The following is a 20,495-nucleotide window of genomic DNA, read 5'->3' as shown; positions in this document are numbered from 1 at the left end:
GGCTCGGGCGATGACCAAGTCGGAGCTCATCGCCCGGCTGGCGGAGCGTTTCCCCCAGCTTGTGGCGAAAGACGCCGAGTTTGCCGTCAAGATGATTCTCGATGCGATGACGGAGGCCCTGTCACGGGGCGATCGCATCGAGATCCGCGGCTTCGGTAGCTTTGCCTTGAACTACCGTCCTCCCCGGGTTGGACGTAATCCCAAGTCGGGTGAAAAGGTGCAGGTGCCGGAAAAATATGTTCCGCACTTCAAGGCTGGCAAGGAGCTGCGGGAACGTGTCGACATGATGCCCTGACATCATGGGATGCTTCCCCGACCGGTAGCCCTGGCTCGATCCAGAAGGCGGCGAAAGCCGCCTTCTTTTTTTTGTCTGTGTCGGGGATAATTTAGAGCATGCGCGCGCTCATCTGGGCCATCAGGCTCCTGCTTTTCAGTATCCTCTTCGGCTTTGCCGTCAAGAACGACGATATCGTGGTTCTTCGGTTCTTCTTTGGCTCCCAGTGGCAGGCGCCTCTGGTTCTCGTCATTCTGTTGTTTGTGGTGATTGGCGCCCTGATTGGAGTGAGTGCCACCATGGCCACGCTCTACCGCCAGCAGCGTGAGATTGATCAGTTGCGTGCCGCCCGCCAAGGGGAGGGGACACCCTCCTCACCGTTGGTGCCGCATCCGGCTGACCTGCCCGAGAACTATTGAGCCCATGGAATTCGAACTCTGGTGGTTGCTGGCATTTCCGCTCTTCTTCGCTCTTGGGTGGATGGCGGCCCGTATCGATATCAAGCATCTGGTCAAGGAGTCCCGTACATTGCCGCGGAGCTACCTGACCGGTCTCAATTTTCTCCTGAACGAGCAGCCCGACAAGGCCATCGACGCGTTCATCGAGGCGGCCAAGATCGACAATCAGACCGTGGAGCTGCATTTTGCGCTCGGCAGCCTGTTCCGCCGCCGTGGGGAAACCGACCGGGCGATCCGCATGCATCAGAACCTCATCGACCGGGACGATCTTTCCGAGGAGCAGCGTCTGCAGGCCTTGTCCGAACTGGGACTGGATTTTCTGAAGGCGGGTTTGCTGGATAGGGCGGAAGCGGTATTCGTGCAGCTCAAGGAAACCCGTCTCAAGGAGTTTGCCCTCAAGCATCTGCTGGATATCTACCAGCAAGAGAAGGATTGGCGCAAGGCCATTCAGACCGCACAAGCCCTGCCAGGGCATGAGAGCCTCCTCAGGGAAAAGGAGATCTCGAATTTCCATTGCGAGCTGGCCACCATGGACCTGGCCAACTCCCGCTACGATGAGGCTCAGGATAATCTGGACCGAGCCCTTGAAATCAACCGGAAATCCGTTCGTGCGAGTCTGTTGCTTGGTGATCTGCAGGCCGCCCGGGGCAATGATCGGGCTGCCCTGGAGGCCTGGAAACGGGTGGAGGGGCAGAATCCGGTCTATCTGGCACTGGTGGCCGAGCGCTTGATGGATGCCTACCGGCGTCTGGGAGAACTCGAGCAGGGCATGCAGCTTCTGCGCAGTTACCTTGAGCAGTATCCGTCGCTGGATCTGCTCGACGCCTTGTTCCAGTGGGAGTTGCAGCAGGAGGGCGCCCCGGCGGCTTATGCCCTCGTGCGTGACGAATTGCGCCGTAATCCGACGCTTCTCGGGCTGGACAAGCTTCTCGAGGCAGCGCTGCTCACGGCACCGGTAGGGCAACGTACGGACATTGAACTGGTAAAGGGATTGGTGCATGGCCATACCCGGCGGGTTGCCCGTTATCGCTGCGATACCTGCGGCTTCAAGGCCCGTCAGTTTTACTGGCGTTGTCCGGCCTGTGGCGGCTGGGAAACCTATCCGCCCCGGCGTACGGAAGAATTCGATCTGTCGCCCTGATTCCAAGAGGGTCGATGCCGGCCTGGATCCGGGGTGGTGCTGGCAGATCATCGCATTTCAATCTGGAGCAATGAGATGAAAATTACCGTCGTGGGTACGGGTTACGTGGGTCTGGTGTCTGGTGCATGCCTGGCGGAAATGGGCAACGATGTGCTGTGTCTTGACCTGGATCCGGAGAAGATCCGCATCCTGAAGGAAGGCGGCATTCCCATCCACGAGCCGGGACTGGACCAGGTGGTGGCCCGCAACGTGGCGGCGGGGCGTCTTCATTTCACGACCAATGTCCAGGAGGCGGTCCAGTTTGGCACGATCCAGTTCATCGCCGTGGGGACCCCTCCCGATGAGGATGGCTCGGCTGATCTGCAGTACGTGCTTTCGGCAGCCCGCAATATCGGCCGTTACATGACTGATTACAAGGTGATCGTGGACAAGAGCACCGTGCCGGTCGGAACGGCAGACAAGGTCAATGCGGCGGTTCGTGCGGAGCTTGAGACGCGGGGAGAAGACATTCCCTACAGTGTGGTGTCGAACCCGGAGTTCCTCAAGGAAGGTGCTGCGGTGGAGGATTTCATGCGTCCCGACCGCATCGTGGTGGGTGCTGAAGATGATCGGGCCATCTTCATGATGAAGGCCTTGTATGCGCCCTTTCAGCGCAATCATGAAAAGCTCCTGATCATGGACCTGCGCAGCGCCGAACTCACCAAGTATGCAGCCAACGCGATGCTGGCGACCCGGATCAGCTTCATGAATGAGCTGGCCCTTCTGGCTGAGTCTCTCGGGGCGGACATCGAACTGGTGCGGCAGGGTATCGGTAGCGATCCCCGCATCGGCTACCATTTCCTGTATGCCGGATGTGGTTATGGCGGCTCCTGCTTTCCCAAGGACGTCAAGGCGTTGATCCGTACCGGATCGGAGGAGGGGCATCCGCTGCGTGTGCTGAACGCTGTTGAAGAAGCCAATGATGCCCAGAAACTGGTACTGGTGAACAAGGTGGTGGCGCACTTTGGTGAAGACCTCAGTGGACATCACTTCGCCTTGTGGGGCCTGGCCTTCAAACCGAACACCGACGACATGCGGGAGGCGCCCAGTCGGGTGATCATTGCCGAGCTGTTCCGGCGAGGAGCAACCGTCACCGCTTACGATCCGGTGGCGATGGACGAGACTCGCCGGATCTTTGGAGATGACCCCCGCCTGCGTTATGCCGAGCGTCCCCTGCAGGCCCTGGACGAAGCCGATGCACTCCTGATCGTCACGGAGTGGAAGGAGTTTCGCAGCCCGGATTTCGAGGTGATCCGATCGAAACTCAAATTCCCCATCATCTTTGATGGCCGCAACATCTTCGACCCTGTACTCCCGAGGGCGGCTGGGCTCACCTATCTGAGCATCGGCCGGCCTTGACCGATGTCGGCCCCTGGGGCCGGCTGCGTCCGCTGGTTTCGCCGAATGATGTGTTCCCGTATTGGCCTGGAGCTCCGGAATGACCTCCCCTGTGCTGCTGGATTTTGCTGAGGGTGTTGCAACCCTGACCCTGAATCGGCCGGACGTCTTGAACGCCCTGTCGGTCGAGATGATGAAAGCCCTGGCGGATGCGGTCGCCCAGCTTTCACGGCGGGGGGATTACCGGGTGGTGGTGCTCCAGGGGGCTGGAGCGCATTTCATGGCCGGCGGTGACCTGCAGGAGTTTTCAGCTGCCCTGAATTTGAGCCCCGAGAGCCGCCTCGTCAATTTCCGGGCCTTGATCGAGCAGTACATCAATCCGGTCGTGGAGGGGCTGCAGGCACTGCCGGTACCTGTGGTGGGCCGGGTCCAGGGGGCGTGCGTGGGTTTCGGTCTCTCCCTGGTATTGGGATGTGATCTGGTGCTGGCTGAGGAGCAGGCCTGCTTTTCCACCGCCTACGCGGGTATCGGCGTGTCGGGGGATGGCGGTGTTTCCTGGTTCCTGCCGCGGATCGTGGGGCGGCGAAAGGCGCTGGAGCTGTTGCTGCTGGCCGACCGGATCGATGCTCGCCAGGCCTTGAGCCTGGGGATCGTCAACCGCGTGGTGGCGACAGGGCATCTGGATGCTGCCGTTTCGGCCCTGATCGATCAGCTCAAGGCGGGCTGTCGCAGGACCCAGGCAGAAATCAAGGCCTTGCTCAATCAGTCCCCCGATCAGTCCTTGCCGGCCCAGTTGCAACTGGAGGGTGAAGCCTTTGCCCGCTGTACCTCTCGCCCTGGTTTTGATGAAGGTGTGCGGGCTTTTCTCGCCCGGCGCAAGCCGGAGTTCAGGGACTGATCCACTGGGCCAGGCGGCCCAGCCACTCGTGGCTGGCGTACCAGCCGGCATAGCTGGCCCTCATGCTGGGAAGTTCCGGCAGGCCAGGATCTCCAGTGTCCTTGTCTGCGAGGTAGGCGGTCGGGGCCGGAATGACCTGGAGTCCGGCCATCTCATAAGCTCGTGCAGCCCGTTGCATGTGGGCGGCATGGGTCACCAGGATGATCCTTTCGATCCCTTCGGAGCGGAGTATCCGGGCAGAGTAGAGCGCATTTTCCTGGGTGTCGCGGGACTGTTCCTCAATCCAGCGGGGCTTTAACCCGAAGTCCACGGAGAGTGCTTCCTGCATCAGGCCTGCCTCGGAGTGGGTGCCTTCCAGGCGACCGCCGCTGACCAGCAGCGGCAAGCCACTTTGGCGTGCCAGCCTGGCGCCGTAGCGTACGCGCTCCAGAGTGAGCGCGTTGATGGTTTCGCCCCCAAACTCTGGTGCGTAACGACGCTTGCCGCCTGCCAGAATCACGATGGCCTGGCCCTGTTGCAGAGCGTCCGTCCCGATCGTTGGTACATCCTCGAGAGGCAATACAAGGGGTCTCACCAGGGTGGGCATGCTCAGGGCCAGGGTGCTTGCGACGCCTGCCCAGGCCAGCAGATGACCCGGGCGTGGGCGCCACCGTGCCACCACCAGGCCGGTGATGATGAGCAGGAGGGGCCCTGTGGGGGGAAGAAGAAGGGCGCTGACCAGCTTTTTCAGCAGAAACATGGGAAAAGATGGCTCTCGGGCCGTGTGGCACATTGTCGGTGGATACAGGCACGGCTATTATCGCAGCGTCAAATGCGCGCCAGCCACCAGGGAAATGACCATTGTAAGCAGGGGTAGGAAATTCGATCGAGTCCGGTTGTCCGGAAGGCGCTTCCAATGATCGAACTGGATGTGGGAGTACGCGAGGCGATCTGGGCTCTGGTGGCGGTTCTTGCCATTTATCTTGCAGTGGTCCTGGCTCGTCTGGCCCGGCCTGGAGGCCTTAAGTCCGGTACGACCGAACAATCCACCGAGCGTCTCCAGGAGCGCCCGCTGGCGCCATCCTCCAGCCTCACCGGGGGGGTGGGAGCCTCGGGTGCGTTGACCACGGAAGACGAATCCGTCGCCCGGGAGCTGTTCAATGAACTGGAGTTCCAGCAGCTCCGTCGGGATGTCACGCAATTACGGACCGAGGTGGATTTCCTTCGACGTGAGCTGGCGCTCACCCGCCGGGGCATGGACGAGTTGCGTGACAGTCTGCAGCAGCAGGCTGCCCAGGACGTGCAGGCAACACGTCAGGAGTCGTGGGAACGGGAAAAGCCGTACGCCCGTCCGGAATCTCCCCAGCACTCGGAAGCCATGTTGCTGGCCAGTCGCGGCGTGGATGCCATCCGGATTGCCGAGCATTGCGGTATTTCCGTGGCCGAGGCGGAGCTGGTATGTGCCCTCGCAAGGGCGGAGGGTAACGCGTGAGCGAACGACAGGATGATTCCACTGACACTCTTGACCTGGCGGTCGATGAGGATGGCCGACGGCAACTCTGGTTTCGGGCGGCAGCGGCAGGGGGCTTGATTGCCCTGTTGCTAGGGGGGCTGTCTGTCTTCGATTATCTGTCGCGTCCGCCCAAACCTGTGGAGTTGGCCCTGCCCTCCAAACCCATTGCTCCTCCCCGGATCAGCGAGCCGGAGGTCGGGCGCGACGTGCCCCCGGATGTTCTGCGGGCAGGGGCTGAAAGTCCGTCCGAGCCCCCACCTGAAGAAACAACCGAGGAGTCTGCGCCCCCTGCATTGCCTGAGGATGAATCTCCGCTACCCGAACGGCGTACGGCAGCACCCGCGCGGCCGGTGTCCAGGGCGCAGCCATCTTCTGCCCCGGTCGAGGGATCATCCAGGCCCGGCCGTGTGATGGAGGCTCCGCGTGAATCCGCTCAAGCGCCCCTCCCACGAGGTGCTTCCCCTGTCCTTGCGGCTGCTGCAGGCGGCGGATCGGTCAGCGCAGCACCTCCTGGTGTGACAGCCCGGGCTCCGGGTGTGACACCGGCCACGCTTTCGAACGGCGGGGCGGGTAGGGTGGGCGCCGACAGCACTCCTGTGGCCCCGGCCTTGGCTTCGGCGGCGGTACGCGAGCCTGCACTGGCGGGCGTACAGACATCTTCCCGTGCGTACGCCCTGCAATTCGGCCATTTTTCGAGTTTTCAGGCTGCTGAAGAGGTGCGTGCCAGGCTTGCCCAGGCGGGTATGCCGGCACGGGTGGAGGCCCGGGTCGTGGTGGGCCCTTTTGCCGATCGCATTCAGGCAGAGCAGGCCCAGAGCCGACTCAAGGAGAAGGGCCTCGACGCAGGGGCCTTGATCATCCTCGCGCGTTGATCAGGCATGCACGATGGCAAGTGCATGGCCGCTGCGACAATGCAATGCCAGCCGTGCCGCTGGACTGTTGCTGTCCACGGGCGACCACACGGCGGCTGCCTCGCCCAGATTGCGGGCAACGTCGTAGCCACGTTGCTTGAGCCATGCGGGATCCACATGTTCCGCGAGCAGGCGCGGGGATTCCGGATGACGAGGATGGGCGAGGAAGAGTCGATAGAGCCCCATAGTGATCTCCGTTTAAACACGACGACCTCACTCTAGCTCCGGAGTATGACTGTTCGTGTAGTCCGTAAGGGCCGCCTCCGGGTTTGCCAGTGGCATGTAAATCTGGAAGGCCGTGCCTGCTCCCGGCTGGCTGCGGCAGAGGAGCGTGCCGCCGTTGCTGGTAACCAGCTCGTGCACGAGGGGCAGGCCCACGCCGCCGCCGGGTTTGTTGCTGTTGCGGTTTCCGTGGGTGAACAGGGTCCGGATCTGCTCGGGAGAGAGACCTGGCCCGTTGTCGCTCACCCGGATTTCCAGGCACGGCTTGCCGTTCGTATTCACACCGGATACTGCCGACAGCGTCAGTTTTCCTCCTGCCGGCAAGGCTTCGGCGGCGTTCTTGAACAGGTTCAGCAGGATCTGCTTGAGCGTATCCGGAGCAATCGCGGCCGCTGGCAGGTTGGGGGGCGTGCGGATTTCGAAGCGGATACCCTGCCGGGTAAAGAGCGCTTCTCCGTACAACGCACACAGATCGCGGAGGATTTCGGCTACGCTGCTGGAGGACGGACCTGATCGGGTCACGCCGTTGAAGTTGCTGGCCTGCCGGATCAGGCCATGGACCCGGTCGAGCTCTTCGCCCAGAAGTCGCAGTTGTTCCTGCAGGAGGGCGTCGGTTGTGCGTTCGTCGATGATGCTGAGATAGTTTTTCAGCGCAGTCAGCGGGTTGCTGGCCTCATGGGCGATGCGCCTGGCGTGCTCGATATAGCGGCGTGCCACACGTTCCTCCAGATTCAGGCGCATCTTTTCTTCTGCCAGGGATGCGGACAGGCGGGACGTGGCAGCCTGTACCAGGGTTTTGCGCAGCCCCCTGGCGCTCTCCCCGTCATCGCCCGTGCGGCCTGGATAGGGAAATACGGCAACGCCAGATTCGTGAATGTTTTCCCAGGGTACACAGAGCAGACCGTCGCAGTTCAACCCGCGGGCGAGCTGCCAGTCGGCGGTGCTGCGACCGGGGCCAGGCCGGTCTGCCTGGTAGCGTGTTTCCTGGCCACTGCGCAGCGCGCCGACGATCAGACTGAGGGCGTCGTCTGCAGGAACGCGGATCTGTCGGAGATCGGCCTGGCCGGGGGCTGGCCTGCACAGCAGCATTCCTTTATCGACGGATTCGACGAAAATGACGGGCGCGTCCAGACCCAGCAGTAGACGTAAGGCCTGTGAGAAAACCGGCCAGCTCCACCCGGTACGGACAAACACGCTGTGGGCGCAGGCTTCCAGCGCAATCCGGGTCACGATACCGTCAAGGAGAGATGTCGCGGAAAATGTGGTCCCGGGCACGCTCCAAGGGCAGGCCTGCGTTCTTTCCATGACCCTCTCTGCTGCTTCTTCCATGCACTGTTGCAGGGCAGGGGGAGCAAGCCCGAGCAGCTGGCTGGCCACCTCCAGTTTTGCCGGGGCGGGTGTTGCCCATTCGCCTGCGAGGGATTCCGCTGCGGCCAGAAGGAGCATCAGCGGATGTGCGCCACCGAGGGCTGCAGGGGTGGCATGATGGAGGGCAATGCTGTCGCTGACGCTTGAAGGTAACCCGCAACGGGTGACCAGCTGGGCAGCCAGCTCGGCGTGTTCGAGCCCCTGGGGCCATTCGCGGGCGCTGAGCTGCGCCTCGTCGGGTGCGCTCGAGAGAAGATCCTCGCAACCATCGGCGTATTCGCTCAGCCAGAGCAGGCCCAGGTCGTGGAGCAGGCCCGCCGTCCTGGCTTCATCCGGTGCAGGATAGCCCGTAGCCCGGGCCAGGGCCGCACTCAGCTCAGCCACGAACAGGCTGTGCCCGTTCAGGTGATGCCGGCTCTGGGCGCTGGTGTGACGAGGCGTGATGGGTAGTATGTGTCGCAGCACCCAGGCCTGGAGGAGGCCATGTTCGATTTGTTGAAGGCGGTTCGCCAACTGCTCCGCCAAGGATCCGGCTTCTTCCGGTGCGAGGGGAAAGGTCAATAACAGATCCAGAACCAAGACCGGATCAAGGATGACGATGTGTGCCAGATGCTGAACGGATGTCTGCCCGGATGCCAGGGCGCTGGCCAGCGCTGCAGCGGTCTCCGGGAGGGCATGCAGGCGGGCGGTGGGCACGACAGCGGAGCGCGTTGCAGAAGTCCGGATGAGGGGCATGAATTGAGCACATTTTTAATGAATTTTGTGCTTTTGATTCTAACTGTGCCCCCCTGGGGGGATGCTGTGACATATCTGCGCCAATCGGGATCTCCCGGCTGGAGAGCGTGACCCATTACGCAGCCGACCCCATGAGCATCTCCATGTGGTGACGCGACCTGGTGGGCTTGGACATCAGCTGAATTGCAGGCTGTCGGCGAAGGAGAGCGCTTCCAGGTGAGCCCGGTTGATCTGCTCTGCTGAAATGTGGAGTTCGCTGGCGAGGCTGGCCAGGGCCTTGTCATCGAAGCTTTCCAGGGCGCGGGCCAGCTTGAGGAACGGAGCGAAGACGCCATCCCCGCCGAGGAGGGCGTCCGCAATAGGAGCCGGCAGGTGCATTTCTTCCAGGGCAGCCTGCAGGCTGGCGCCCAGCAGCAGGTGCAGCATGGAGAAGGCTCCCGTGATGAACAGGTTGTCCAGCTCGTTCTTCTCGAAGAAGGCCCGCCCGATCTGTTCCATGAACCTGCCACGGGCAATGGCCGTCTGCATCAAGGCGGGGGCGGAAGGGTCGCGGCTGGCAGAGACCAGCAGCACGGAAAGCCATTTGTTCAGCTTTTCATATCCCAGGATGGTGACCGCATGCCGGAAGGACTGGATCTCGCACATCAGGCCGAATCCTACCGAGTTGATGTAGCGGAGGAGTTTGTAGGACAAGGCAACGTCCTGCTTGAGCACGTTCTCGATGTCCTTTACCTCCGCATTGCGGCGGACCAGATTGAGCAGGCGCACGATCTGGGCGTGTGACGGCGCCAGCTTGCCGTCGGTCTTGATGCCTCGGAGAAAGAACCAGCCCGAGGCGCCGTCGTAGCCCTGAATGATGGCGTCCCGGAATTCAGGAACGTCGCTGAGGCCCCAGGCGATGGCCAGGCCCGGCGGGTCGGCGGTCAGGTAATGGCGTTTGGCATCGATGATCACGAAACGCCAGGGGACGTTGGGAGGCAGTACGGTGTCCGGCTGGTACCAGGTAAGGTTCAGGCTGGTCCCGGCTTCCTGCAGGCGGGGAATCAGGGACAGGGTCAGGGGATGAGCGATGGCCTGGGTTGGAATTTCCACCATCGCACTGGCGGGCGCAGCCCAGCTGAGCAGGTCCGGTGTGGGTACCAGCTTGAACAGGCTGATGAAGACCGGATGGGTGGTGGGCCAGACATCGGCCAGCCCATTGAGGGTGTCCACCGCACTGGCCACCGAGCCGGCATGAATGATCAGCCGGTTGGCCGTGATCTTGAACTGCTTGTTGATGACCGGTTCACGGGTGATCAGCACGGGTTGGCTCATGGGAGGAGATCCGGTTCAGGCAGCCTGAGTATCGCTGGCAAAGCTGAAGGCGTCAGCGTGGAAAGCGTCTGCCGGCAGGTGGCACCGTTCGGTGAGGTCCCGGCGGGCAGCGTTGATCATCGCGGGGGATCCGCAGGCGTAAATCTCGTAGCCTGTCAGGTCGGGCAGGTCGTCCATCAGCGTTTCATGGGCCAGCCCGGTGCGGCCGCACCAGTTGTCGCTCGCCTGGGGGTCGGAGAGCACGGGAATGAAGCGGAAGCCGGGTAGTGCGACTTCCCACTGCCGGGCAAGATCAAGTTGATACAGGCCGGCCAGGTCCCGGCTGCCCCAGTAAAGGGTCATCGGGCGGTGCCGGCCCGTGGCCAGGGCTTCCTCGACGATGCTCTTGATCGGTGCAAAGCCGGTTCCTCCCGCCAGCAGGACGATGGGTTTGCCAGAGCTTTCATGGAGCCGGAAGCTGCCCAGCGGACCTTCGAAACGCAGGATGTCCTTTTCCTTCATCTTCTCGAAGACGTGGGTGGTGAACTGTCCTCCTGGGACGAGACGGATGTGCAGTTCGATATGTCCGCCCTGGCTGGGCGCGTTGGCAATGGAAAAGCTGCGGCGCTTCCCGTCGGCTAGTAGGAAGTCGATGTACTGGCCAGCCACGAACTGGAATTTCTCGCTTGCCGGCAGCTTGAGTTCAAGCACGATGACATCGGGTGCTGCACGGGTGATTTTCTGGACCCGGCTGGGGAGCTTCTTGACGGGGATGTCACCCGCCCGGTTGACCTGGCGAACTTCCAACTCCACGTCGGACAGGGCGCGGCTGCAGCACAGCAGTGCCAGCCCCTGCTCCCGCTCGGCGGAGGTGAGGGTTGATTCAGAGTAGGTGCCCAGATCCAGTGCTCCGGACAGAACCCTGCTCTTGCAGACACCACAGGCGCCGTCACGGCAGCTGTAGGGCAGTAGCAGGCTGGCGCCGAGGGCTGCCTCAAGAATGGTTTCGTCGGAGGCCGCTTCAAAACGGAGGCCGCTGGGCTGGAGGGTGACCTGGAACGACATGATGGGTGGCCGTGAGATAATCGGGAAATGAAACGTAAAAAGCGTCTGAATGGTAAGCAGGTTCTGATTGTCGGCAGCGGAGACGTGGCGCGCCGGATCATTCCGTGGCTCGCGACCCGCTTCGGTGTCCGGGCGCTGGTGCGCCGCGCCGAGGAGTGCGAAGCCCTGCGTGCCCTCGGCGCCCTGCCGCTTGTGGCGGATCTGGACGATCCGGCCAGTCTGGCGCGTCTGGCCGGCATTGCCGGTGACGTCCTGCACTGCGCACCTCCGCCGGGCAAGGGTGAGGATGACCCGCGAACCCGCCACCTGCTGGCAGCATTGACTCGTCGCGGGAGTCTACCACGACGGATAATCTACATAAGCACCACCGGCGTTTATGGGGACTGCCAGGGTGCTTGGCTGGATGAAACCCGGCCCCTGCGGCCGAGCTCCGCCCGGGCCGGACGGCGGGTAGCTGCGGAACGTTGCCTGCGTGATTTTGCGCTACGTACCGGCTGTCGGGTCTCCATCCTGCGGGCGCCGGGGATCTACGATTCGGCTGGACGCCTGCCGCTGGGCCGTCTTGAAAAGGGAGACCCGGTCCTGACGCCCGCAGAGGATGTCCATACCAACCACATTCACGCGGAGGATCTGGCACGATTGCTGGTGACCGCATTGTTCCGGGGCAGGCCCAACCGGGCCTACAATGCTTCGGATGACAGCCAGTTGAAGATGGGGGACTACTTTGACCTGGTGGCCGATACGGTCGGTTTGCCGCGCCCCCCGCGCCTGTCCCGTCAGGAGCTGATGGGGTGCCTGTCACCACTGACCCTGTCCTTCATGTCCGAGTCCCGCCGGCTGCGTAACGAGCGCATCCGCAAGGAACTCCGCTTCCGCCTGGCCTATCCGACAGTCGCTTCAAGTCTCGCCGAATGGACGGAACGGCATTACTTACCCTTGCCATGAAAGATCAATCATGCTTTACCTGAGCATCAAGGCGCTTCACATCATTTTTGTAACCAGCTGGTTTGCGGGCCTTTTTTACCTGCCGCGGCTGTTCGTCAATCATGCGATGGTGAGCGATCCGGCGACCCTCGAACGTCTGACCCTGATGGAGCACAAGCTCTACCGTTTCATGACCCCCCTGGGGATTCTCGCGGTCGCCCTGGGGATGTGGCTGTGGTTCGGCTTTGGGCTGTCCGGTGGCTGGCTTCATGCAAAAACCGCACTGGTGACCTTCCTGATTGTCTATCACCTCTATTGTGGCCGCCTGATGCGCGCCTTTGCCGAGGGGCGTAATACCCGCAGTCATGTGTGGTACCGCTTCTTTAACGAGATCCCCGTGCTGGTGTTGTTCGTGGTGGTCTTCCTCGTGGTGCTGAAGCCCTTCTGATTTCCCGTTCCAGATGACTGACTTGAATTTTTTTGCTCCCTGTCCCCGTGGCCTTGAGCCCATCCTCGCCGACGAACTGCGTGCCCTCGGCGTCATTGATCCCAGAGTCATTCCCGGCGGCGTGCAGTTTGGTGGTAACTGGGCCTTGTGCTACCGGGCCAACCTGGAGAGCCGCATCGCCACCCGCGTTCTGTGGAGGGTCGCCATGGGACGCTACCGGAGCGAGGAGGACGTCTATCGCATCGCCTACGCCCCAACCTGGGCCAAATGGTTTACGCCGGACCAGACCATCCGGGTGTTCGTTGCCGCCCACAAGTCACCCCTGCGCAGCCTTGAGTTCACGACCCTCAAGATCAAGGACGCGGTATGCGATCACTTCCGTACGGTCGCCGGGCGACGGCCGGATGTGGACACCAAGGCGCCAGACATGCGTATCCACGCTTTCCTCTCGGAGGACACGGTCACCCTCTATCTTGATACTTCCGGAGATCCTCTCTACAAGCGTGGCTTCAAGCCAGCAGTGGTCGAGGCTCCCCTCAAGGAAAACCTGGCGGCGGGTATCCTGCGCCTGACCGGCTGGAAACCTGGCGAGGAGGCCTTGTGTGATCCCATGTGCGGTAGCGGGACCTTCCTCATTGAGGCAGCCCAGATGGCTCTGGACGTGGCCCCGGGGCTGGGGCGACATTTTGCCTTCGAGCGTTTCAAGCATTACGAGCGGGAAACCTGGCTACCGATCCGCCAGGCAGCCGAGATGCGGCGTCAGGCTCCTCGAAAGCTGGCCATTCATGGTTCCGACATTCTTGAGGCGCAGCAGCGCAAGACCATCGTCAACCTGCGCAGCGCAGGTCTTGATGGCTGCGTGGACGTGGGACGGAGCGACATGCTGGAGCTGCCTGCACCTGCTTCGCAAGGGGTGCTGGTCGCCAACCCGCCTTACGGTGTGCGCCTGTCGGAATCCGCGGAGCTGGAAGCCTTCTATCCCAAGCTTGGCGACGCGCTGAAATCTCACTGGGCGGGCTGGCGCTGCTATTTCTTCAGCGGCGACCCAGCGTTGCCCAAGGGTGTCCGTCTCAAGGCCAGCAAGCGCACGCCATTGTTCAACGGCGCCATCGAATGCCGCCTTTATGAATATCTGATGGTGACCGGATCTGCCCGCAAGCCCAGACCAGAACAGGCTTGAGGCGATCGTCAGGGGTGGATCAGATAATGTCGAGGTTCTGAATGCCCGAGAGCATGTCCTTGTCGCCCCGGCGGCTCTTGAGCTTGATCTGCAGGCGCAGGTCGTTCATCGAGTCGGCGTTGCGCAGAGCGTCCTCATAGCTGATCAGACCCTTCTCGTACAGGTCGAATAGACTCTGGTCGAAGGTCTGCATGCCCAGTTCGGCAGAGCGCTTCATCACTTCCTTGATCCCCGGGATCTCGCCCTTGAAAATAAGGTCGGAAATCAGCGGGGAGTTGAGCATGACCTCGACGGCGGGTACCCGGCCCTTGCGGTCGCACATGGGCAGCAGACGTTGGGAGATCAGGGCGCGCAGGTTGAGGGAAAGATCCATCAGCAACTGGTGGCGACGCTCTTCCGGAAAGAAGTTGATGACCCGGTCAATGGCCTGGTTGGCGCTGTTGGCGTGGAGGGTAGCCAGGCACAGGTGACCGGTTTCGGCAAAGGCGATGGCGTAGTCCATGGTTTCCCGGTCGCGGATCTCGCCCATCAGGATCACATCGGGGGCTTGCCGAAGGGTGTTCTTCAGGGCCGGCTCCCAGGATTCGGTGTCAATGCCCACTTCGCGCTGGGTGACGATGCAGTTCTTGTGGGTATGAACGAATTCAATCGGATCTTCCACCGTGATGATGTGGCCGAAGCTTTTTTCGTTGCGGTAGTCCACCATGGCGGCAAGGGAGGTGGTCTTGCCGGTACCGGTGCCCCCGACGAAGATCACCAGCCCGCGCTTGGACATGGCGATGTCCTTGAGGACGGCAGGCAGGCCGAGTTCGTCCAGGGTCGGTATCTTCTGGGGAATGGTGCGTAGCACCATGCCCACCTGGCCCTGTTGAATGAAGGCATTGGCCCGGAAGCGGCCGATGCCGGCCGGGGAGATGGCGAAGTTGCACTCCTTGGTAGCTTCGAATTCCTGGGCTTGGCGGTCACTCATGATGACCCGGGCCAGTTCAGCCGTATGGGTATGAGTGAGCACCTGATTGGACTGGGGCATGATCTTGCCATCCACCTTGATCGCGGGTGGAAAGTTGGCGGTGATGAAGAGGTCGGAGCCGTTCTTCTGCAGCATCAGACGCAGCAGATCGTGCATGAATTTGAGGGCCTGATCGCGTTCCATGATGTCTTCCTGGGGCCGGTGCTGGAGGTGGGCGGGTTCTCTCTTCCTTTTGAGAAGGGCGGGACCCTCAGATCGGGAGGCTGTCCTTGTTCTGGGCACGCAGGCGGGCTTCTGCGGTCGATACGACGTTGCGGCGGACCAGATCGGCCAGACACTGATCGAGGGTCTGCATGCCGACACTCTGACCGGTCTGAATGGCCGAGTACATCTGGGCGACCTTGTTTTCGCGGATCAGGTTGCGGATGGCCGGTGTGCCAATCATGATCTCATGGGCAGCCACCCGGCCGGTGCCATCCTTGGTCTTGAGCAGGGTTTGGGAAATGACCGCCCGCAGGGATTCCGACATCATGGCCCGGACCATGTCCTTCTCTTCGGCAGGGAAGACGTCCACGATACGGTCGATGGTCTTGGCTGCCGATGAAGTGTGCAGGGTACCGAAGACCAGGTGGCCGGTTTCTGCGGCCGTAAGAGCGAGCCGGATGGTTTCCAGATCGCGCATCTCACCAACCAGGATCACGTCCGGATCTTCCCGCAGGGCCGAGCGCAGGGCGGCATTAAAAGACAGTGTATCCCGCGCCACTTCCCGCTGGTTGATCAGGCAGCGCTTCGATTCGTGGACGAATTCGATCGGGTCCTCGACGGTGAGGATATGGCCGTATTCGTTTTCGTTCACGTAATCCACCATGGCAGCGAGGGTGGTGGACTTGCCGGAGCCCGTGGGGCCGGTGACCAGCACGATACCCCGGGGCTGATTGGCGATTTCCTTGAAGATCTTCGGGCAGTTGAGCTCGTCGAGGCTCAGCACCTTGGAAGGAATGACCCGGAAGACCGCTGCTGAACCCCGGTTCTGGTTGAAGGCGTTGACCCGGAAGCGAGCCAGATTGGGAATTTCGAAGGAGAAGTCGGTTTCGAAGAATTCCTCATACTGCTTGCGCTGGGAGTCATTCATGATGTCATACACCATGCCATGCACGTCCTTGTGGGTCAGGGCCGGCAGGTTGATGCGACGCACGTCGCCATGCACCCGGATCATCGGGGGCAGGCCGGACGACAGGTGCAGGTCGGAGGCCTTGTTCTTGACGGTAAAGGCGAGCAGTTCGGTGATGTCCATGGGCGAAGGGGGCAGGCTGACGGCGATTGGCGGGCAAGATTTTCAGCAATGGACCCGATGCTATACTCAACCGCCCCAACTGCCCAGATCTGAGCCTTGGAAGATTATAAAAAACGCATATCCGCTCGCCTTCAGGCGATTGCAGACCGTATCGAGGCCGCCGCCCGGGCAGCGGGTCGTGACCCGGGCGAAGTCCGGCTGCTGGCGGTCAGCAAGACCAAGCCGGCATCACATGTTCAATGGGCTGCGGAGGCCGGGCAGCAGGCCTTTGGTGAGAATTACGTCCAGGAAGGGGTAGCCAAGGCGCAAGCGCTGGCAGACCTGAAGCTGGAATGGCATTTCATCGGTCCTCTCCAGAGCAACAAAACCCGTCCTGTGGCGGCTCACTTCGCCTGGGTTCACTCCATCGACCGCCTCCGGATCGCCCAGCGCCTGTCCGAGCAGCGGGACGCGCATCTGCCGCCCCTGAATGTCTGCATTCAGGTGAACGTGAGCGGCGAGGAGAGCAAGAGCGGTGTGGCGCCTGCCGAAGTGCCTGAGCTGGCCCGGGCTGTGGCGGCCTTGCCCCGTCTGTGCTTGCGTGGCCTGATGGCGATCCCGGAGCCCATTTCCAACCTGGTCCTGCAGCGTTCCCGTTTTGGAACCCTGCGCCAGCTCCGGGATCAGCTCAATGCAGAGGGCCTGCACCTGGACACCCTGTCCATGGGCATGTCCGATGACCTGGAGGCGGCGGTTGCCGAGGGTTCGACCCTGGTGCGGGTGGGTACGGCCATTTTTGGTGCCCGTGACTGAGGGCACCTGATTCCAAACAACGGAGAACAGAGTTCATGAAGATTACCTTCCTCGGCGGCGGCAACATGGCTGCTGCGCTCATCGGCGGTCTCATCAAGCAGGGTTTTTTGGCGGCCGATCTGCAGGCCATCGAGTTGTCGGCAGAGGGCCGGGAGCGGCTCCACAGTGGGTGGGGGGTACGTGCCGTCGAGCGGGCCGATGAGCAGGCGCTGGCCTGTGATGTGCTGGTACTGGCCGTCAAGCCCCAGCAGATGAAGGATGCGCTGGCGTCACTGTCCGGGCGTCTCGCTGGCCAGCTGGTGCTCAGCATCGCTGCAGGTCTGCGCCTGGCAGACATCGGGCGCTGGCTGGGTGGATACACGCGCCTGGTGCGGGCAATGCCCAATACTCCGGCCCTGATCGGTGCCGGGATCACTGGCCTGTATGCGGATGCTTCCGTGGATGCCGCGGGGCGTGCGGCCGCAGAGCAGGTGCTGGCTGCTGTCGGGAGTACCGTCTGGGTTGCAGAGGAGGCCCGGATCGATGGGGTCACGGCTGTTTCGGGCAGTGGTCCGGCCTACGTATTCCATTTCATCGAATGTCTCGAGGCTGCCGGGCTGTCCCTGGGCTTTGACGCAGGTACGGCCCGCAAGCTGGCCATCGATACGGTACTCGGAGCGGCCCAGCTGGCAGCAGCCAGCGAGGAATCTCCCGCGGTGCTGCGGGAGCGGGTGACATCCAAGGGGGGAACCACGGCCGCGGCGCTGGCGTCCTTTGCGGCGGATGATTTGCCGGCTGTCGTAATCCGGGCGGTCAGGGCGGCCGAGACCCGGGGCCAGGAGCTGGGCGAACAGCTCGGCCGCGATTGAACGGGGCCCGATCATGCTCGGCAACCTTGTCCTGACCATCGTCGATACCCTCGGAGGGCTCCTTTCCGGTGTTCTTCTGGCCCGCTTTGTGATGCAGTGGCAGCGGATCTCCTTCCGCAACCCGATTGGTCAGTTCGTTGTGGCGACCACCGACTGGCTGGTGCTTCCGTTACGGCGTTTCATTCCGGGCCTCGGGGGGCTGGATCTGGCCAGCTTGCTGCCAGCCTGGGTGGTCCAGGTTCTGGTGATCTTTGTGGCGCTGACGGTGCGGGGTGTCCTTGGCGTAGCCGATCCTCTCAGCCTGCTCTTCGTGATCTGGGGGGTAGGCTTGCTGGAGGTGGCCAAGGTTGCCCTCTACCTGCTGATGGCTGTGGTGCTGATGTCGGCGGTGCTGTCCTGGGTGAACCCCCATGCTCCGATGGCCGGTGTCATCAATGCGCTGGCTGAACCTTTCCTGAGACCTTTCCGGCGGGTGATTCCCCTTGTCGGAGGGGTGGATCTGAGTCCCATTGCTTTCCTGCTGGTGTTGCAGGTGCTGCTCAGTGCGCTGGCCATGGGAAAGTACATGCTGGTGGGACTTGCCTGAACATGGCCTGGTGGACCCAGACTGGGGACGGAAGCCTGATGCTTTCCCTGCATGTCCAGCCGGGGGCAAAAAAGACCGAGTTTGCGGGTCTCCATGGTGATGCCCTCAAGATCCATCTGGCTGCGCCCCCCGTGGACGGCAAGGCGAATGCTGCATTGATTGCCTTCATTGCCAGGGCGGCAGGGGTGTCCAAAGCGTCGGTGGAGCTGGTCAGTGGGGAGGCATCCCGTGCCAAACGGGTCCGCATCCGTGGTGCTGCACCGGGCGCGGTGGAGGCGTTTGCTGGCTGATCCCCTGGCGAGGTATTCCTGCAACAACGGCAGCCCAGGGGCTGCCGTTGTTGTTTCCAGTCCCGCGCCGGGCGCGGGACGGATACCCTGATTACGCCATCGCCTCGTACAGGGGCAGGGTCAGGAACTCCGGGTATTCCGGAGTCAGCGACATCGTGTCGAAGATCACCGCGGCCTGGTCGTAGCTGGCGGTGTCTTCGCCCTGGGCGCTGACGGTGGCCTTCACCTTGGCGAGCTCCTCGGCGATCATCGGGCGGACCATCTCGACGGTCACCTTGCGGCCGTCATCCAGCACGCCCTTGGGCGACACCACCCACTGCCACACCTGGGAGCGGGAGATCTCGGCGGTGGCGGCGTCTTCCATCAGGTTGTGGATGGGTACGCAGCCGTTGCCGGCGAGCCAGGAGCCCAGGTAGTGGATGCCCACGTTGATGTTGTTGCGCAGGCCGGCTTCGGTGATCGGGGTGGTCGGGCGGAAATCCAGCCACTGCTCGGGGCCGAACTTGCCTTCCACCTGCTTCTCCCACTGGTTGGGCTTGTCGCCGAGCACCTTCTGGAACTCTTCGGCGGCGATGGCGACGAGGCCCGGGTGAGCCACCCAGCCGCCGTCGAAGCCGTCGTTGGCGTCGCGGGTCTTGTCGTGGCGGATGCCGGCCAGGGCCTTTTCGTTGGCTTCCGGATCGTTCTTGATCGGGATCAGGGCCGACATGCCGCCCATGGCGGGGGCGCCGCGCTTGTGGCATGCCTGCACCAGGGCCAGCGCGTAGCCGCGCATGAAGGGCACTTCCATGGTGATGGCGCTACGCTGGGCCAGGCAGAAATCCTTGTTCTTCTTGAACTTCTTGATGCACGAGAAGATGTAGTCCCAGCGCCCGGCGTTGAGGCCGGCGGAGTGGTTGCGCAGCTCGTAGAGGATCTCTTCCATCTCGAAGGTGGCGAGGATGGTCTCGATCAGCACGGTGGCCTTGATGGTGCCTTGCGGCAGGCCGATGTGCTCCTGGGCCATCACGAAGATGTCGTTCCACAGGCGAGCTTCCAGGTGGCTCTCCATCTTCGGCAGGTAGAAGAAGGGGCCGGCCCCGCGGGCGATCTGCTCCTTGGCGTTGTGGAAGAACACCAGGCCGAAGTCGAAGATGCCGCCGGAGACGCGCTGGCCATCAACGGTGACGTGCTTCTCATCCAGATGCCAGCCGCGCGGGCGGATCTGCAGGGTTGCGATTTTGTCGTTGAGCTTGTATTCCTTGCCGGCTTCGTTCTTGAACGACAGCTCGCGGCGGATGGCCTTGTAGATGTTGATCTGGCCCTGGATCTGGTTGTCCCACTTCGGGCTGTTGGAGTCCTCGAAGTCGGTCATGTAGGAGTCAGCGCCGGAGTTGAAGGCGTTGATGATCATCTTGGCCTCGACCGGGCCGGTGATCTCGGTGCGGCGGCGCTCGAGGGCCTTGGGCAGCGGGGCGACCTTCCAGTCGCCTTCGCGGATGTGCTTGGTTTCGGGCAGGAAGTCGGGCATCTCGCCGGCGTCGATGCGGGCCTGGCGCTCGACGCGGGCCTTCAGGAGTTCCTGGCGGCGCGGCTCGAAGGCGCGGTGCAGCTTGGCGACGAACTCGAGGGCCTCGAGGGTGAGGATGGACTCGTAGCCGGGCTGGAGGGGGGCGTTGATCTGCATGCCCTGGGGCAGGTTGAGGCTCATGGAAGCTCCTTGTGGTGAAGGTTAAGGTTAAGCGTAAGTCTTGATGAAATAGATGAGGCTGAGGACGCTGCCCACCGCCACCACCAGCCGGCGCAGCCAGATGGCCGGCAGGCGCCGCGCGAAAGCCGCGCCGGCAAAGGCGCCAGCCATGACGGTCGCGATCATCAGCAGGGTGTGGGGCCAGCTGATGGCGCCCGCGCTGATGAAGGTGGCCGCGGCCACGGTGTAATTGACCGCCG

23 protein-coding genes are annotated in these 20,495 nt (G+C 62.5%); 14 read left to right on the top strand and 9 right to left on the bottom strand.

Going from position 1 to position 20,495, the window contains the following annotated elements:
* Window positions 1–10: 10 nt before the first annotated feature.
* The 5 genes from PHD22_RS07230 (at window position 11) to PHD22_RS07210 (ending at window position 4,148) form a co-directional block, all read left to right on the top strand.
* Window positions 11–295 (top strand): integration host factor subunit beta, encoded by a 285-nt coding sequence (locus tag PHD22_RS07230; protein ID WP_299864360.1) that lies wholly within the window; start codon window positions 11–13, stop codon window positions 293–295.
* Window positions 296–393: 98 nt separating this feature from the next.
* Window positions 394–693, top strand: a complete 300-nt coding sequence (locus PHD22_RS07225; protein ID WP_299864357.1) for a lipopolysaccharide assembly protein LapA domain-containing protein — start codon at window positions 394–396, stop codon at window positions 691–693.
* Between the two features lie 4 nt (window positions 694–697).
* Entirely contained in the window at window positions 698–1,873 is a 1,176-nt protein-coding gene (lapB, locus tag PHD22_RS07220; protein WP_299864354.1) for a lipopolysaccharide assembly protein LapB, read from the top strand.
* A gap of 75 nt (window positions 1,874–1,948) precedes the next feature.
* The gene (locus PHD22_RS07215) at window positions 1,949–3,271 is read left to right on the top strand and encodes a UDP-glucose/GDP-mannose dehydrogenase family protein (protein ID WP_299864351.1); all 1,323 of its coding nucleotides are present in this window, start codon (window positions 1,949–1,951) and stop codon (window positions 3,269–3,271) included.
* Between the two features lie 79 nt (window positions 3,272–3,350).
* On the top strand, window positions 3,351–4,148 hold the full coding sequence (locus PHD22_RS07210) for an enoyl-CoA hydratase-related protein (RefSeq protein ID WP_299864348.1): 798 nt from the start codon (window positions 3,351–3,353) through the stop codon (window positions 4,146–4,148).
* Here PHD22_RS07210 and PHD22_RS07205 read toward each other — a convergent pair.
* On the bottom strand, window positions 4,138–4,887 hold the full coding sequence (locus PHD22_RS07205) for a YdcF family protein (protein ID WP_299864345.1): 750 nt from the start codon (window positions 4,885–4,887) through the stop codon (window positions 4,138–4,140). The genes PHD22_RS07210 and PHD22_RS07205 overlap by 11 nt on opposite strands.
* Before the next feature lie 156 nt (window positions 4,888–5,043).
* Here PHD22_RS07205 and PHD22_RS07200 point away from each other — a divergent pair, with 156 nt between their 5' ends.
* Together PHD22_RS07200 and PHD22_RS07195 are read left to right on the top strand one after the other, a co-directional pair.
* A complete protein-coding gene (locus tag PHD22_RS07200; RefSeq protein WP_299864342.1) occupies window positions 5,044–5,619 on the top strand; it encodes a DUF2802 domain-containing protein in 576 nt (191 codons plus the stop codon).
* A gap of 596 nt (window positions 5,620–6,215) precedes the next feature.
* Window positions 6,216–6,512: an SPOR domain-containing protein gene (locus PHD22_RS07195; RefSeq protein WP_299864340.1), complete on the top strand. Its 297-nt coding sequence runs from the start codon at window positions 6,216–6,218 to the stop codon at window positions 6,510–6,512.
* Here the strand turns inward: PHD22_RS07195 and PHD22_RS07190 are convergent, their stop codons facing one another.
* The 4 genes from PHD22_RS07190 to PHD22_RS07175 all read right to left on the bottom strand — a co-directional run bounded on the left by PHD22_RS07190 (window position 6,513) and on the right by PHD22_RS07175 (window position 11,234).
* A complete protein-coding gene (locus tag PHD22_RS07190) occupies window positions 6,513–6,737 on the bottom strand; it encodes a hypothetical protein (RefSeq protein ID WP_299864338.1) in 225 nt (74 codons plus the stop codon).
* 27 nt (window positions 6,738–6,764) lie between these two features.
* Window positions 6,765–8,876, bottom strand: a complete 2,112-nt coding sequence (locus tag PHD22_RS07185; RefSeq protein ID WP_299864335.1) for an ATP-binding protein — start codon at window positions 8,874–8,876, stop codon at window positions 6,765–6,767.
* Between the two features lie 174 nt (window positions 8,877–9,050).
* Window positions 9,051–10,190: an HDOD domain-containing protein gene (locus PHD22_RS07180; protein WP_299864332.1), complete on the bottom strand. Its 1,140-nt coding sequence runs from the start codon at window positions 10,188–10,190 to the stop codon at window positions 9,051–9,053.
* Window positions 10,191–10,205: 15 nt separating this feature from the next.
* A complete protein-coding gene (locus tag PHD22_RS07175) occupies window positions 10,206–11,234 on the bottom strand; it encodes a CDP-6-deoxy-delta-3,4-glucoseen reductase (RefSeq protein ID WP_299864329.1) in 1,029 nt (342 codons plus the stop codon).
* 27 nt (window positions 11,235–11,261) lie between these two features.
* Between PHD22_RS07175 and PHD22_RS07170 the strand changes: the two genes are divergently transcribed.
* From PHD22_RS07170 to PHD22_RS07160, 3 genes are read left to right on the top strand one after another with little or no spacing between them, the layout of a single operon-like run.
* A complete protein-coding gene (locus PHD22_RS07170) occupies window positions 11,262–12,179 on the top strand; it encodes an SDR family oxidoreductase (protein WP_299864327.1) in 918 nt (305 codons plus the stop codon).
* Window positions 12,180–12,189: 10 nt separating this feature from the next.
* Window positions 12,190–12,606, top strand: a complete 417-nt coding sequence (locus PHD22_RS07165; RefSeq protein ID WP_299864324.1) for a CopD family protein — start codon at window positions 12,190–12,192, stop codon at window positions 12,604–12,606.
* 13 nt (window positions 12,607–12,619) lie between these two features.
* Window positions 12,620–13,786 (top strand): THUMP domain-containing protein, encoded by a 1,167-nt coding sequence (locus tag PHD22_RS07160; protein WP_299864322.1) that lies wholly within the window; start codon window positions 12,620–12,622, stop codon window positions 13,784–13,786.
* Window positions 13,787–13,805: 19 nt separating this feature from the next.
* On the opposite strand, the gene PHD22_RS07155 is transcribed toward PHD22_RS07160, so the two are convergent.
* Both PHD22_RS07155 and PHD22_RS07150 read right to left on the bottom strand, forming a co-directional pair.
* On the bottom strand, window positions 13,806–14,939 hold the full coding sequence (locus PHD22_RS07155; protein WP_299864319.1) for a PilT/PilU family type 4a pilus ATPase: 1,134 nt from the start codon (window positions 14,937–14,939) through the stop codon (window positions 13,806–13,808).
* 67 nt (window positions 14,940–15,006) lie between these two features.
* Entirely contained in the window at window positions 15,007–16,050 is a 1,044-nt protein-coding gene (locus PHD22_RS07150; RefSeq protein ID WP_299864317.1) for a type IV pilus twitching motility protein PilT, read from the bottom strand.
* Between the two features lie 96 nt (window positions 16,051–16,146).
* Between PHD22_RS07150 and PHD22_RS07145 the strand changes: the two genes are divergently transcribed.
* From PHD22_RS07145 to PHD22_RS07130, 4 genes are read left to right on the top strand one after another with little or no spacing between them, the layout of a single operon-like run.
* Window positions 16,147–16,842 (top strand): YggS family pyridoxal phosphate-dependent enzyme, encoded by a 696-nt coding sequence (locus PHD22_RS07145; RefSeq protein WP_299864314.1) that lies wholly within the window; start codon window positions 16,147–16,149, stop codon window positions 16,840–16,842.
* 35 nt (window positions 16,843–16,877) lie between these two features.
* A complete protein-coding gene (gene proC, locus PHD22_RS07140; RefSeq protein WP_299864311.1) occupies window positions 16,878–17,690 on the top strand; it encodes a pyrroline-5-carboxylate reductase in 813 nt (270 codons plus the stop codon).
* Window positions 17,691–17,703: 13 nt separating this feature from the next.
* Window positions 17,704–18,276, top strand: coding sequence for a YggT family protein (locus PHD22_RS07135; RefSeq protein ID WP_299864308.1), 573 nt, complete (start codon window positions 17,704–17,706; stop codon window positions 18,274–18,276).
* A 38-nt stretch (window positions 18,277–18,314) separates the two neighbouring features.
* Entirely contained in the window at window positions 18,315–18,566 is a 252-nt protein-coding gene (locus tag PHD22_RS07130) for a DUF167 family protein (protein WP_299864305.1), read from the top strand.
* A gap of 91 nt (window positions 18,567–18,657) precedes the next feature.
* Here PHD22_RS07130 and aceB read toward each other — a convergent pair whose 3' ends face one another.
* On the bottom strand, window positions 18,658–20,256 hold the full coding sequence (gene aceB, locus PHD22_RS07125) for a malate synthase A (RefSeq protein WP_299864302.1): 1,599 nt from the start codon (window positions 20,254–20,256) through the stop codon (window positions 18,658–18,660).
* A gap of 27 nt (window positions 20,257–20,283) precedes the next feature.
* Window positions 20,284–20,495: TSUP family transporter (locus PHD22_RS07120; protein ID WP_366520693.1), on the bottom strand; the 212-nt coding region annotated here is incomplete at its 5' end.

Source organism: Zoogloea sp. (genome assembly GCF_028693495.1).
Taxonomy (GTDB): domain Bacteria; phylum Pseudomonadota; class Gammaproteobacteria; order Burkholderiales; family Rhodocyclaceae; genus Zoogloea.
This window is presented reverse-complemented; position numbering and strand designations above follow the sequence as displayed.

What these genes read in the sequence shown, in the direction of transcription:
- PHD22_RS07230 (WP_299864360.1), top strand. Translation starts at nt 11, where the DNA reads ATGACCAAGTCGGAGCTCATCGCCCGGCTGGCGGAGCGTTTCCCCCAG.
- PHD22_RS07225 (WP_299864357.1), top strand. Translation starts at nt 394, where the DNA reads ATGCGCGCGCTCATCTGGGCCATCAGGCTCCTGCTTTTCAGTATCCTC.
- lapB (WP_299864354.1), top strand. Translation starts at nt 698, where the DNA reads ATGGAATTCGAACTCTGGTGGTTGCTGGCATTTCCGCTCTTCTTCGCT.
- PHD22_RS07215 (WP_299864351.1), top strand. Translation starts at nt 1,949, where the DNA reads ATGAAAATTACCGTCGTGGGTACGGGTTACGTGGGTCTGGTGTCTGGT.
- PHD22_RS07210 (WP_299864348.1), top strand. Translation starts at nt 3,351, where the DNA reads ATGACCTCCCCTGTGCTGCTGGATTTTGCTGAGGGTGTTGCAACCCTG.
- PHD22_RS07205 (WP_299864345.1), bottom strand. Translation starts at nt 4,887, where the DNA reads ATGTTTCTGCTGAAAAAGCTGGTCAGCGCCCTTCTTCTTCCCCCCACA.
- PHD22_RS07200 (WP_299864342.1), top strand. Translation starts at nt 5,044, where the DNA reads ATGATCGAACTGGATGTGGGAGTACGCGAGGCGATCTGGGCTCTGGTG.
- PHD22_RS07190 (WP_299864338.1), bottom strand. Translation starts at nt 6,737, where the DNA reads ATGGGGCTCTATCGACTCTTCCTCGCCCATCCTCGTCATCCGGAATCC.
- PHD22_RS07185 (WP_299864335.1), bottom strand. Translation starts at nt 8,876, where the DNA reads ATGCCCCTCATCCGGACTTCTGCAACGCGCTCCGCTGTCGTGCCCACC.
- PHD22_RS07180 (WP_299864332.1), bottom strand. Translation starts at nt 10,190, where the DNA reads ATGAGCCAACCCGTGCTGATCACCCGTGAACCGGTCATCAACAAGCAG.
- PHD22_RS07175 (WP_299864329.1), bottom strand. Translation starts at nt 11,234, where the DNA reads ATGTCGTTCCAGGTCACCCTCCAGCCCAGCGGCCTCCGTTTTGAAGCG.
- PHD22_RS07170 (WP_299864327.1), top strand. Translation starts at nt 11,262, where the DNA reads ATGAAACGTAAAAAGCGTCTGAATGGTAAGCAGGTTCTGATTGTCGGC.
- PHD22_RS07165 (WP_299864324.1), top strand. Translation starts at nt 12,190, where the DNA reads ATGCTTTACCTGAGCATCAAGGCGCTTCACATCATTTTTGTAACCAGC.
- PHD22_RS07160 (WP_299864322.1), top strand. Translation starts at nt 12,620, where the DNA reads ATGACTGACTTGAATTTTTTTGCTCCCTGTCCCCGTGGCCTTGAGCCC.
- PHD22_RS07155 (WP_299864319.1), bottom strand. Translation starts at nt 14,939, where the DNA reads ATGGAACGCGATCAGGCCCTCAAATTCATGCACGATCTGCTGCGTCTG.
- PHD22_RS07150 (WP_299864317.1), bottom strand. Translation starts at nt 16,050, where the DNA reads ATGGACATCACCGAACTGCTCGCCTTTACCGTCAAGAACAAGGCCTCC.
- proC (WP_299864311.1), top strand. Translation starts at nt 16,878, where the DNA reads ATGAAGATTACCTTCCTCGGCGGCGGCAACATGGCTGCTGCGCTCATC.
- PHD22_RS07135 (WP_299864308.1), top strand. Translation starts at nt 17,704, where the DNA reads ATGCTCGGCAACCTTGTCCTGACCATCGTCGATACCCTCGGAGGGCTC.
- PHD22_RS07130 (WP_299864305.1), top strand. Translation starts at nt 18,315, where the DNA reads ATGCTTTCCCTGCATGTCCAGCCGGGGGCAAAAAAGACCGAGTTTGCG.
- aceB (WP_299864302.1), bottom strand. Translation starts at nt 20,256, where the DNA reads ATGAGCCTCAACCTGCCCCAGGGCATGCAGATCAACGCCCCCCTCCAG.